Annotated in this window: 7 protein-coding genes; 6 read left to right on the top strand and 1 reads right to left on the bottom strand. The window is 51.9% G+C overall.

Features of this window, described 5'->3' with window-relative positions; all coding sequences use genetic code 11:
* Positions 1 to 57: 57 nt before the first annotated feature.
* The 5 genes from REIFOR_RS15330 (at position 58) to REIFOR_RS16805 (ending at position 5,342) form a co-directional block, all read left to right on the top strand.
* Entirely contained in the window at positions 58 to 963 is a 906-nt protein-coding gene (locus REIFOR_RS15330; protein ID WP_100258392.1) for a LysR family transcriptional regulator, read from the top strand.
* A 218-nt stretch (positions 964 to 1,181) separates the two neighbouring features.
* Positions 1,182 to 1,913, top strand: a complete 732-nt coding sequence (gene nfsA, locus REIFOR_RS15325; protein ID WP_100258391.1) for an oxygen-insensitive NADPH nitroreductase — start codon at positions 1,182 to 1,184, stop codon at positions 1,911 to 1,913.
* Positions 1,914 to 2,460: 547 nt separating this feature from the next.
* The gene (locus REIFOR_RS15320; protein ID WP_100258390.1) at positions 2,461 to 4,227 is read left to right on the top strand and encodes a protein adenylyltransferase SelO; all 1,767 of its coding nucleotides are present in this window, start codon (positions 2,461 to 2,463) and stop codon (positions 4,225 to 4,227) included.
* A gap of 82 nt (positions 4,228 to 4,309) precedes the next feature.
* Positions 4,310 to 4,891: a hypothetical protein gene (locus REIFOR_RS15315; RefSeq protein WP_100258389.1), complete on the top strand. Its 582-nt coding sequence runs from the start codon at positions 4,310 to 4,312 to the stop codon at positions 4,889 to 4,891.
* A gap of 229 nt (positions 4,892 to 5,120) precedes the next feature.
* Positions 5,121 to 5,342, top strand: coding sequence for a hypothetical protein (locus REIFOR_RS16805; RefSeq protein ID WP_145980315.1), 222 nt, complete (start codon positions 5,121 to 5,123; stop codon positions 5,340 to 5,342).
* 95 nt (positions 5,343 to 5,437) lie between these two features.
* On the opposite strand, the gene pulA is transcribed toward REIFOR_RS16805, so the two are convergent.
* Complete coding sequence (gene pulA, locus REIFOR_RS15305; RefSeq protein WP_100258387.1) at positions 5,438 to 9,697, bottom strand: pullulanase-type alpha-1,6-glucosidase; 4,260 nt, start codon at positions 9,695 to 9,697, stop codon at positions 5,438 to 5,440.
* Positions 9,698 to 10,469: 772 nt separating this feature from the next.
* On the opposite strand from pulA, the gene REIFOR_RS15300 reads away from it, so the two are divergent.
* Positions 10,470 to 13,790, top strand: coding sequence for an alpha-amylase family glycosyl hydrolase (locus REIFOR_RS15300; RefSeq protein ID WP_100258386.1), 3,321 nt, complete (start codon positions 10,470 to 10,472; stop codon positions 13,788 to 13,790).
* Positions 13,791 to 13,867: the final 77 nt, after the last annotated feature.

Raw genomic sequence — 13,867 nt, 5'->3', positions numbered from 1 at the left:
TTGACAAGCCTACCAATGCTAAAATAAAAGTAATACAATGAAATTTGGACTTCAGGTATGCATATTCGTATGGATTGGAAATCAATAACATTCGACTGGAACCGTGCGCGGGCTTTTTTGGTAACGGCGGAAGAGGGTTCACTGGCAGCAGCAGCTCGTTCAATGGGAATGACGCAACCTACCTTGGGGCGACAGGTGGCGGCGCTGGAGAGTGAAATTGGATTTGATCTATTTACCCGACGAGGTCGAGGCCTTGAGTTAACGCCTAATGGCATCAAATTGTTGGAACACGTAAGACTGATGGGTGATGCCGCTAACCAATTTTCTTTATCGGCTTCGGGTAAATCAGATGTAATCGAGGGCGATGTTAGCATCACTGCTTCCGAACTCCTTGCCACGTTTATGCTGCCACGCATGATCAAGACTTTGCGGGAAGTGGAGCCTGGCATTGACATCGAAATTCATTCAACAAACGAAGTACGCGACCTCAATCGAAGAGAGGCTGATATTGCTATCCGGAGTGTTCGTCCAACACAGCCAGAGTTGATTGCCAAAAAACTGTGCAGTGTTCGAGGTCATCTCTATGCAGCCAAAAGCTATTCGCGGCAACTGGGTCATCCTCCGACGATAGACGAGTTGAACAAGGCGAGTTTCATCGATACTGAGAATCCTGGTCGCCTCATGGAGTTACTTAATTCTCGTGGCTTAAATCTAAACAAGCAAAACTTTCCCGTTATTTCAAATAGTCATGTTGTCCAATGGGAATTGGTCAAGCAAGGCGTGGTAATTTGCGCCACAGTAGAAGAAATTGGCGATAACGAGCCGCTGGTTGAACGTGTGATTATCTCCGACCTTCCCCTGATTACCATGGATCTATGGCTAGTGACCCACAATGAATTGCGAACTAGCCGTCGAATCAGACGAGTCTTTGATTTTTTGGTATCGGAGTTTTCTCATAATTAACTCTAACTAGGAACGACCGTTACTAGCCGATGATTGCCGTTCAAGCTACTATTTTAAGCGTCAGCTTTTAGGTCCCTGCGTTATACATGAAGCATAGCCAATTGCCACATAACAAAAAAATGCAGTCGAACCCAGCTAACGCCGGGCCACTGATATGAAAGTTCGCGGCTTATCGACCAACTAATTTGTCAAACGTAGGTATTAAGGATAGATGTGATATGAATCAGGTTATCAAACTGTTGAAAAATCATCGTTCAATTCGGGAGTTCGCTCCAGAACCTGTTAGCGATGACATGGTGTCGGCAATTATTGAAGCGGCTGGTTGTGCGGCGACATCAAATTTTGTTCAGGCATACTCGGTTATTCGGGTGAGGAACACGACAACACGCAAGCAGATTGCTGAACTGGCCGGTTCCCAACGTTGGGTAGAGAGCAGTCCGGTATTTCTTGTCTTTTGTGCAGACCTGAAAAGAGCTGAGATGGCTTGCTCTTATGAAAACAGTGAGATGGTCTCAGGTACCATGGAACAATTTATTGTCGCCACAGTGGATGTCAGCCTGTTCGCGCAGAATGCGATGATTGCTGCGGAATCACTGGGGTTGGGTGGCGTATTCATTGGTGGTATCCGAAATGACCCGGAACAAGTTTGTGACTTGCTAAAAATACCTAACCACGTTTATCCGGTATTCGGTATGTGTTTTGGATATCCGCTAGGAGAGCAGGAGCAGAAGCCGAGACTGCCGGTAGATATGGTTCTGAAAGAGGAGGCGTATCAGGCAGATGAAGCGGGCCTGGTAAAGTACAACGCAATCTGTAGCGACTACTATCGCAATCGCTCTCGTGGTTCCAGAGAGGAGACCTGGACTTCTAATATCTCAGCGATGATGGCTAAGCCCCTCCGTACTCATATGAAAGCGTTTTTAGAGAAAAAAGGATTCAAGTGTCAGTGAATTTACGACGACCAACGTTTAGTAATATTTTATTCCCAAATTTAGCAGGTTAAAAAATAAATATGAATAAAGATATCCTATCATTTTTACCAGTCGTAACGCTCCTTATAGCAGCGTTATTTGTGTTCCTGTCATACGACACGCCAGCCGATGATGTCTCTTTAGTACCCATCTATGCTGGTTTTGTTGCGTTAATGTTAATGCCCATATCAGGTCTCCTTATATACTTTGGAATTGGTAAGAAAAAACATAGGTTAATGTTTCGCATAAATCAGGCAATATTGTTGGGTGGCTGTTTGCTAAGTATCTATTTGTGGCGTTCGTTAAAATGAAACCGGAATAATAAGCTCTAGAGCTATCGCAAAGGGAACCATTAGCTCACCTTGATCCCAACGCGTACAACTGGCCATAACCCTTTCCTGCCTAAACGCAAAGGGCGTCTTCTTCTTATAACCAATACCCGCAACAAGTTCAAGCATCTGTACAAATAAGGAGATAAGGTCCAAAGTATAAATTTTTATCTCTATGAGCCTTGGTATAAATAGCTATGACAGACCGACACCCCGAGAAAACCGCCTCAACAATCTCAACACTCAGCGATCTTGCGAAGTTGGCAAACTATTCCCTCATGGACACGCTCAACGCTGATCCTGATGCGCGGGATGATGGTGCCGACCACGCGCCGCGACAAGTCTTCACGGGTCATTACGTCCCTGTCAGCCCTACGGCCATCAAAGATCCAGAGTATGTAGCCCACAGCAAAGGCTTTTTTTCCGAGCTCGGCTTCGCTGACAGCATGGCAAAGACCACTGACTTCATTCGCCTGTTCTCCGGCGATATCGCTCAGGTTCCAGAGCCAATGCGCAAGGTCGGCTGGGCCACTGGATATGCACTGTCGATCTACGGCACTGAATACACCCAGCAGTGCCCGTTCCAAACCGGTAACGGATATGGAGATGGTCGTGCCATTTCGGTACTCGAGGCCGTCATCAAGGGGCAACGCTGGGAAATGCAGCTCAAAGGTGGCGGTCGTACGCCCTACTGCCGCGGCGCGGACGGTCGTGCTGTGTTGCGCTCTAGTATCCGCGAGTTCTTGGCTCAGGAGCATATGCACGCATTGGGTGTGCCCACATCTCGGTCACTGAGCTTGGTCGCGTCAAAAACGGAGCAGGTACAGCGACCCTGGTACTCAGAGAATTCGCGCTCGGAGAATCCTGACCAGCTTATACTCGAAGCCGTCGCCATCTCGACGCGTGTCGCACCGTCATTCATTCGCGTCGGTCAACTCGAACTGTTCGCGCGCCGAAGCCGTAATTACGCACATCGGAACGCGATGGCAGAACTCGAACAACTGGTGTTGCACCTGATTGACCGTGAGTATGCCGAGGTGATCGATAGCCAGCTCACCACTCCAGAAAAAGTGGTGTCGCTGGCGCGTGAGTTTCGTAGTCGGCTCATGGCGCTGGTGGCGAACTGGATTCGTGTCGGCTTCTGCCAGGGCAACTTCAACAGCGATAACTGCGCTGCCGGTGGCTTTACCCTTGATTATGGCCCGTTCGGTTTTTGCGATATGTTTAACCCCAATTATCAGCCCTGGACCGGTGGCGGTCATCACTTCTCGTTCATGAACCAACCCAACGCAGCGCAGCAGAATTTTGGTATGTTTTGTTTGGCGTTAAAGCCGTTACTGGCGTCGCATCAGAACAGTTTGCTAGCACTCGACGAGATTCAACGTGAATTTCCGCGACTCATGCAAACGCAAATGGACAATATCTGGGCCGCCAAGTTGGGTCTGAGCACCTTGAGCACACCCGATCAAAAGGCTCTTTGCAAGGTTCTGCTCAGTGACCTTGAAACCCTGATGATACAAACGCCGGTCGATTACACTATTTTCTACCGCGAGCTCTCGTCCCTACCCAACGACATTCGCTCTCTCAAGAAAAGCTTCTACCCTAACTCGGCGCTTGATGCAGACGCCGAAGCGCTCGATCAACGCTGGACCGAGTGGCTCGAAAATTGGAAAACGCTGCTCAATTACGGCATTAACGCGAATGATAGTTCGCACCGATCCAGTGATGAGATTTCTAGGCAGATGAAGCTCGTTAACCCAAAATACATTCTGCGAGAGTGGTTCGTCGTGCCGGCTTATCAACAAGCAGCAGCGGGTAATTATGCTCTAATTCGAGAACTGCAGGATGTGATGACACAGCCCTATGCGGAGCAGTCACAGGATGTGGAAGATAAATACTATAGGTTGAAACCGACCGAGTTTTTCGCGGTGGGGGGCTTGTCTCATCTTAGTTGCTCGTCGTGATGTTAGGGGTCTAAAAAAGTAATGCTCAAACAACTTAAGGCCTGTTTAGTCAATCCATTTTTCTGTAATTAAGGGGTGTAGTATGTCGTTTGATCTTGAAGCATTGGTATCAGCCTGCAAAGTGGCGTTAGGGGAAGAAAAACCGCAAGAGCACATTTCTAAGATTGTGGATAAGTTACTGTCTGACCCGGATTCCCTTAGTCAGGCTTTGGGGCATCAAACGATAGCCGGGATTGAAAAGCTCTATGTTTCCGACGAGCTGACAATCATCAATGTCGTTTGGGCACCAAAAATGACATTGAATGCGCATAACCATAATGTGTGGGCTGTTATCGGCGTGTATGCCGGTAGAGAAGATAATATCTTTTGGCGTAGAGTGAAAAACGATCCCAATGGTAAAATTGAAGCGGCGGGTGCCATATCGATTGCCGCAGGGGAATCGGCCTCCCTTGGTAAGAACCTGATACATTCAGTAACGAATCCGACGGACACCTTTACGCGCGCTATTCATATCTACGGCGGTAACTTTTTTGAAATTGACCGTAGCGAGTGGGAACCCATGTCCCTCGAAGAGGCTCCCTATAGTGTTGAAAAAACCCTAGCTGTTTTTCAATCTGAGAATGCGATCATGGATGCGCTGAAAGTTACCGGGGGCAATGCTTAACCAGCTTAATTAGCTTAACGTTAGATTACGTTTTATGGTGAGCTTTATTGTTAGTGATAATTCCATGGCAACGTTATCAATATTATCCTGCCAAAGCTACATTCTTAAATTACTTTAAAGTATATTAAAAATATTTTTAATTTCTTGATTTCAAAAACATAATAATATTAATATGCCTATAACGGGAAGCGAGGAACGCTTCGTAGTGGTAACTTAGTTGGTGATACGGATGTATCAACAAGGATGTATTATTAGCTTGGTTAGTTTGTTCTATAAAGTGCGCGCTGTTATCGGTCGTATTATTCTTCGACGTAAGAAGATACATAAAATTGATTTTCCCCATCTCAATGAGCATATGCGGCGCGATCTAGGTTATTACAATGGCGATGGCGCACACAGGGTCCACGACCGGGATCTGCGCGCCCATCACCCCTTTAACCGTGGGCCTTAAGGGTTATCCGTAGCGACGCAATAGTAAATTTTGTACCCAGACGTTACCGGCTTATAGGCCGGTAATGTCTTATTTGTATCGGATACAGTAGCTGACTAGGGTACCAGGGTTACCCCGATAACCTCGCCGATGGCATCGAGCCGAAAGTGATAGTCACCTGCTACTGTCACGTCCAGCAACAGATTACCGCCGTTGTCGGTCAAGACAATAGAGCCTGGGTCCTGTGAGCTGCCAAATCCAAAGGCGTTGCTCCAGTCTTCATTGGAAAACTTAAAGCCATAGCGGCCCACGTCTAAGGTAAGCGTGGCAGAATACCGGCCCATGCCGTCATAACTGAGCCTGTCCGCCGTGCTCCAGCCATTCATGTCACCGCGCACAAACATCTCTGGGTAGGCGGCCACAGTCAGGCTCGGCACACTCACGCTGCGGCCGGTGTCGAGGCTGAAGTTGTATACGCCCGCCACAGGAATACTAATCGCAATATCACCTATGCCGTCGAGTTCCATCGCCTTGCCCAAGGTGACGCCGTTAGTGCTGCCGGCACCAAAGTTGGTGCCATTGCTCCAGCCGGCATCGGCGACCTTAAAGCTATAGTCGCCGGGGCTGGCATCGAGCCGCACGCGATAGTCGCCAGCACCCCGATAGGCCAACAAACCGGCGTTCAGTGGGCTCCAATTGGGCGTGAGTAGGGTGCCCATAAGATACATATCGGCACCCAGATCAAAGTTGGCGGCGCTGATGGTGATCACCGGGACCGGATTGCGCAGGTCCAACTGAATGCGATAATCACCCGCCTGACTGGGCGCCACGCTGAGTAAAAAATTGTTGTCGCTATCCCCTGATGCCGTGAGCGTAAATGCCGAACCGGGCCCATTGCTGAAGCTGTCGGCATTGGTCGAACTGGCCCAGTTTTTGTCGGCAAAACGGAAGTCAAAGGTGCCGGCGCTTGGCAGGTTTATCGGGAACTCATAACGGTCTTCGCCGATGTAATAGCCGTCATAACGATGCGCCCAATTCGAGAAGGCCCCCACGGCATACAGGGTGGTGGTGCCGAAGGGGGGCACATCTCCGGCCGGTAAGCCGTCACCCTGAGCACCGTTCTGCGGCAATACAAATACGGCAGCGGTTAGCGCGGGAACGTGAAAGGTAGGCTCGCCAGCGATCAGCGCAAAGTTGGCGCTTTGCACGCTGCTGTCAGCAGAGGCCTGTTGAATGGCATGCAATTCAAAATCAGCTGCATCTGGCACCACTACTTGGTGTGACATATCGGTGTAGTTAAAAACCACCATAAGGGCATCGTATTGGGCATCCAGATCGTTACCGGCGTGCACCCCATCATCGATCGACATCGCGATCAGGCCGGCGGTCTGGCTGGAGCCGGTATTGTGGAAGGCGACGCGATTAATAACCTCGGCTGCGCTGGTGAGCCGAAATAGCGGGCTGTCGGCGCGGATGCTGAGCATTTCTTGGAAGGACTGGCGCATCCAATCCACATCGGCCACGCTGGGGTTGGCATCGGGGTTGGCGGTAACCTGTTGAATAAAGGGCCAGTTTGCGGCGTCCTTATCTTCCCGCGGTAAGCCAACGTGCCAGTTGCTGTCCGCCAGCTTGGCAAAATCAACTCTGTTAAACCAATCGCCGGAATCATAGGAATCGCGTTCCATCGACTTAGAGCGTAAGAGGTCGACGCCCAGGTGATAAAAGGGCACGCCTTGGGCATAGGTACCGGTGGCCACCGCTAATGACTGCATACGGGCACGGTCTGCGCTACTGACGGTGTTCGCCGCCTTATAGGCGATGATGTCCCAGAGGGTTTGATTATCGTGTTTGGACACGTAGTTGATAATCTCTTGCGGGTCATCGGCATATGCTGCGGGTTGGCCCTTGTAATCGATTTGCGTGCCGTTCACCAAGTCATCGTGGCTGTTGGTCAAGACAAAGCTCTTCAGGTTACCGGCCAGGCCAATGCGCACAATATCGGCATTGCTCAGCACCGCTGCGGCCAACTCCAAGTCCGGCGTGAGTTGATTGTCGTTGGCGGTGCCGGCATCGGGGTCGAATGAGTCAAGCCAGTTCAGCTCGTTCGGGATGGCGCTATTGGCCAGCCCTTGGTTGCGACGCAGGCTATCTTCCCCTGCGCTATCCCCAAGCTCGTCGAAGGGCCCACCGCCGCGTATGCCGTCGCGCAATCGATCGGTAAAGGTACCGATGCCGGTACCGGCTATATTGCTTTGCGAGGCATTGGTGCCACGTTTATTCTGACCCGCCGCACCATAGTCCCAGCCTTCACCATAGAAGTAGATCGCGGGATTGACCGCCTGTACCGCGACCAGCGCTTGCTCCATAGACACCTTGGTTTGCAGACCCATCAGATCGAATCGGAAGGCATCGATGTGGTACTGGTCGGCCCAGACCACCAGAGAGTCGGTCATTAACTTGGCCATCATCTTATGTTCGGTTGCGGTATCGTCGCAGCAGGAATCGCGCGTCACCACACCGGAGTCGACATCGCGGCGGTGGTAATAGCCTGGCACTACCTTGTCGAGTACCGACTTGGCAGCCAGACCGCTGGCGTTGGTGTGGTTATAGACCACGTCCATGACGACCCTAAAGTCCATATCATGCAGCGCTTGGACCATGGCACGAAACTCCAGAATGCGCGCCATGGAGCTCGGATCGGACGAGTAGCTGCCTTCGGGCACGGTATAGTGGAAGGGGTCGTAACCCCAATTAAAGCTATCTTGCGGGCGCAGGTAGACATAAAAATCCTGAGCAGCCCCGGTCGTAGGATTCAGTGACGCTAGTGCGGCACTGATCAGTGTGCTGTCGCAGGTTAGGCCCAGTTCGAGTGCCTTGGCTTGCGCTGCGCTGCTAATCGCACAGTAGTCGGCCAAGGTGTCATCGATATCGACCCGTGCACTCGCGTCCTCATCGATGGTGGCGATATCAAAAGCGGGCAGAATCTGTACGGCGGTCATGCCGGCGGCACGCAATGCCTGTAAATGGCGCATCGACTCGCGATTGGCATCGGTGAAGGCTAGGTACTTGCCATCGGCTGCTGCATCGACCTTGGTGGTGTCCGCTATACTGAGATCGCGAATGTGAGCTTCATAGATGGCCATGTCTTCGGGATTGACCATGTCTTCGGAGTTGACCAAGTTGGACGGCTCGAACGCCTGCCAACCGGCTGGCAGCAGAGCCTCGGCACCGAGATCGACGACCTGCGAAAAGGTTGAGTTAAGCGCCAGGCTCAAGCTATAGGGGTCGGTAACCTCGAGACATTCAATGGCACCGCTGGCGTAATGGAACAGGGTTAACTTATAGCGATAATAATGGCCGGTTAAATCTAAGGGTGCGCTGACCGACCAAATACCGGTCGCGCTATCTTCGGTCAGGGGAACGGTTCTGACTAAGGCAAATTGACTGTCGTAGACCTTTACCGAGACTTCCTGCGCGGTCGGTGCCCAGAGCGAAAATTGCGTATGGCCGGCGTTATTAAAGGCACCCAATTGTGCATCCCGGGCCGCCTCATAATAGAGCCTGTCCAATAAGGGTGCTGTTTGCACGCGCGTTAAGCGCACCACCTCATGGGCGGCGTTGCTTTCGACCGTCCACAGCTGGTCCTTGACCAGATTTTTAGCGTCCTCGGCGGTGGCATCCAACCCGTAGCCATCGAAGCTGGCCAAATGCGGATAGGCCGCTTTTTGTGCCGAACTCATGGTGGCCGGGGTCATGCTAATCGGCGTGCCGCCAGAGACCGACTTACTCTCAGCGTCGAACTTTAGCGCCGCCGTGGGCGAATGCCATAGGGCTATGCTGTTGGCGGTTGAGCGAGTTTTGTAGACCAGGCTTGCACCGCCGGGATTGGCGATATCAATAAAGTGGGCCGAGGCGCCTGATAACAAAACAGGTGCTTCGAGCAATGGCTCGGGAAACAGTTCGCCGACACCTTGAAAGGTAAAGACGTCTTGGCTCAGCACTGCGCGACTAAAAACATGATCGGCACCGCCCAAATCTTTGCTATCACCCTGGTGGACAATAAATTTGAAATCGGCCCAGTCGTCGGTGCGTAAATCAATTATATAATAGGCGCCGTACAGCGGGTGTATCCCGGTCGCCAGCAGCGGCTCGGACCAGCTGGTGGCGCTGGCGACCTCGTCGGTCACGCTGCCAATATCATCCCATAGATGTAGGCCCCAGCCGTCATAATCAGCGCCATCGCGCTGGTAATAGACGATGGCCTGATGCGCTTCAATCTCAATCAGGGCGTTGGCGGGATCGGGCATGCAGGCGGTTAAATTGACGGTGAATAAAATCACCAGCAGTTTAACCACGGTTATTACTCTTATGTTCATGGGCAGTTCCTCGGTGTTAGTTTTTCGAAGGCTATGGTTGAGCTACTGCTGAGGTAAAACGACACGCAATCTATCCGCCTTGCCCGCGCTGAAATAATCGGCCATTGCAAAATAGAGGAGTTTGGATTTGTTGAGCTTGGCTCGGATCTGACCTGAGTTCGGGAGTGCCGGAATAGTTAGTGAACTATGGCCCGAGCTAGCCGACAAAGCGGCATAAGAATTTAGTATGTTCACAGTGACGTTCTGCCTTTAAAAAAATATTTTTATTTTTGCGGCAATATACGGACTTAATTATCGTCACCTAACGCCATTCTATGGCAGACAATTGCGGTGACAATCCCAGAGCGGTTTGAAAGTTTATAGGGGTGGAGTAAAATCACGACCCCGCCCACTCAACGCTAAAGCCCTGGAGTATGCTGCTAGAACGGGCAGGATAAAAAACCGCATGCTGCGGTCTTTATTCTTGGTTTTAATACTCAAGTTTATGAGGGTTACCCGTCACTTATTGATCGCTGGTTGAATTTTATGTTGTAAAGCCTTATCGCGGGACGGAGAAACGGACCTTTTGCCTACCATTATCATTGCGGGTGATAGTAATATTTTTCCACACTCCATCCATTTCCATCTTTCAACCCCATTCGTCAACTCGTCGTGCCACATTGATCGGAATATACTTTCCCATCCAGCCTTACTTTCGCGAAGGAATGCAGTCTCGTTTGAAGGATCAGGCTTCGCAGTGAATAAGTAAAAAAAACATAGCGGAGTAACCCTAATGAAAATACCAGTACAACCCTTGTTGGCGGCCCTATTGGCCACCTCAGCGATATCCCTCACCGGGTGCTTGCCGGAGGACCCCTACCTAGAGCGCGATGTGCGCGATGATGTGTTCTATTTTGTCATGCCCGATCGCTTCGATAATGGCGACCTCACCAACGATACCGGCGGTATCTCGGGTGACCGGCTAGACCATGGCTTTGATCCGTATGACAAGGGCATGTATCACGGTGGTGATATGCAGGGCCTGGAAGGTCAGCTCGACTACCTTCAAGGCTTGGGCATCACCGCCATCTGGATGACGCCGATTTTAAAGAACCAAACCATTCAGGGTGATAGCTCAGCCTATCACGGCTACTGGACCTTGGATTTCACCAAGATTGACCCCCATCTGGGCTCCAATGCCGATCTGCAGTCGTTAATCGATGCCGCCCACGATCGCAATATGAAAGTCTATTTTGACATCATTACCAACCACACCGCCGATGTCATCAAGTACGAGGAGTGTCATGAACCCGATGGCAGCTCGAATGGCTCGCCGTGCACCTATGTGTCGCTGGCCGATAAGGCTGCGGGTATGGGTTACACGCCTTTCTTACCGGCCGGCCAAGAGAACGTTAAGTCACCGGCCTGGTTAAACGATCCGCAATACTATAACAACCAGGGCGACACCACCTTTTCCGGTGAGAATTCCATCTATGGTGACTTCTTCGGTCTGGATGACTTGGATACCCGGCAACCGGCTGTTGTGCAGGGCATGATTGATATCTTTAAAGATATAGTCAGCGAATTTAAGCCCGATGGTTTCCGCATCGATACGGTCAAACATGTCGACATTGAATTCTGGCAAGAATTTTCCCCGGCGCTTCTGGCCCACGCCCACGCCGAAGGCATTCCCAATTTCTTTATGTTTGGTGAGGTCTATGAGGGCAACCCGCAGGTGCTGAGCCAATTTACCACCATCGGTACCCTACCTTCGGTGCTCGACTTCGGTATTCAGGGTGCAGCCAGCTCGGTATTCGCCGGGCAGGGTGGATCCAGCAATCTGGCCGGCCTGTTTGCGCAGGACGATGTTTATACCGATGCCGACAGCGACGCCTCGGTGCTGATGAATTTCGGTGGTAATCACGATATGGGTCGCATCGGCATGTTTATTCAAAATGCCAACCCGACGGCCAGCGACGAGGAAAAATTGGCCCGTGCCAAACTGTTCAATGCCATCATGTTCTTTGCCCGCGGTATCCCGGTGATCTACTATGGTGATGAACAGGGCTTTACCGGGGATGGCGGCGACAAGGATGCCCGTGAGGACATGTTCCCCTCGCTGGTGGACGTTTATAACGACAATGTCCTGATTGGTACCGACGCAACCACGGCCGACGCGAACTTTGATCCTGAACACCCTCTGTATCAGGCCATTGCCGCCTATTCCTACATCTATAAATTGCATCCTGCGCTGCGTCGAGGCGTGCATGTGAATCGCTACAGTGAGAGTGACGGCGGTCTCTATGCCTTTGCGCGCGTCGACAGCGATAACCGCGAATATCTGGTGGTCTTCAATGGCGATACCACAAGTCGCAGTCTCGAACTGGCCGCAACCGCCAATACCTATCTGCCCATCGTCGGCGATGAGAAGTTGAAGCGTGACCGTGCCGGCAACATTAGTATCGAGATAGAGCCGCTGACATTTGCCATCTATCGAGCCACCAGTCCGGCCAAAAAATCCAAAAAAACCGATTTCAGCCTGGTGGGTGTACCTGACGGTTCGGCTGTTTCCGGGCGGGTTGATCTGACGCTGGAACTGGACAAAGAGCCGGGCGTATTGCCGACCTATGTCGCCACCTTCGAGTTGTCGACCGATGGCGGCCTGAGCTTTAAACCGCTCGCGGTCGATACCACCGCGCCCTACCGACTGTTCTGGCAGTCCGGCGATCTGGCCGATGGCACCGCCGTCACCGTGCGCGCTACCCTGACCACGGGCACCGGCAAGGGCATCAGCCACAGCCTCGATATGGTGATTGATTCACGCGTACCGGCCATAGTGGAAGTTGACTATGAGAATGGCAATCAGCGAGATCTGCTCTATGTAGCCGACCACAATGGTGGTTTGCAGGGGCCCATCAGCGCCGACAATGGTGTCTTTAGCTTTGCCTGGGATGATACCGATTCCAGCCAGCTGTTAACCTTTGTCGATCAGGATGGCGACGTCTTTGCGATCGATCAACCGGTACACATTACTCGCTCTGAAATAGTTGCCCTGTCGAGCGAAGTTGGCGACGGCACGCTCGAAGCTCATATCTATCTAAACAATCAGGGTGAGCTCGACCAGAACGACAACGACAGTGGTGGCAGCGCAATCGAATTGCCGCTCGACCCGGCCGCTGTTGCACCCTACGGACTCGATCTGAATGTCCGCGGCGGCCTTAACAGTTGGGGCGCCGACCCGATGGCCTATGTGGGCAACCAAACCTACAAGCTGTCTCGGGTGGTGGACCAGGGTGATGTCGAATTTAAGTATGCCGATAGCAACTGGAGTCCGGTCAATATTGGCGGGCAAGTGGGCGCAAATGGCCTAGTACTCGGGTCAAATCCAGGCAACCTGACCCAGTACTTCCCGAATAAGGGTTTTTACAACTTTTATCTGGTGTCGACCGAACTGGATGGCCAACCGGTGATTCTGCACTTTATTGACCAGGACGTCGGTCCAGTCGGTGAAACCCTCTATCTGACCGGTAGCCTGAACGATTGGAGCAACGATGATCCGCTGATCTATATGGGTGCTAACCACTACAGTGCCACGCTGGACTTAGCCGTAGGCGATTATCAGTTCAAACTGAGCAATCAGGATGCCAGCTGGCAGCGTTTGGTCGGGGATGGTGTCGCCGATTTGGACGTGGCCGAAGCGCTAGTCGCCACCGGCGTCAGCAGCCTGTTGACGGCGGAGCACGCCGCCAACTATAGCTTCGCCTATCATTTCGACGAGAGCCTGACCGTGAGCTCCGACTATATCGACAACCCGGCCCCCGGTTTGCAGGTGGTGTTTCAGAAGCCAGCGGCCTGGGCCGGCGCCAATATCTACTTTTGGGAGGCCCTAACTACCCCGACCGAGGGTTGGCCCGGTGTGCCGATGACCGACTTGGGTGACGGCTGGTTCGGTTTTGAGTTTAACTTGGGCAGCGCCAGCGCCAATCTAATCTTCAACGACGGTGCCGGATCGCAAACGGGAAATCTGTTTCGGGATGCCAACGGCTGCTATATAGCGGAGACCTGGGCGGACAGCTGCCCACCCTATCTGGAAGCAACACCGCCGGGCCTATAACCTAGGCATCGAGCGACCATAAAACAGACGCTTATAAAAAAGGGTCGGCATCCGCAAAGATGTCGACCCTTTGTGTT

This window comes from Reinekea forsetii (assembly GCF_002795845.1).
Classification (GTDB): domain Bacteria; phylum Pseudomonadota; class Gammaproteobacteria; order Pseudomonadales; family Natronospirillaceae; genus Reinekea; species Reinekea forsetii.
This window is presented reverse-complemented; position numbering and strand designations above follow the sequence as displayed.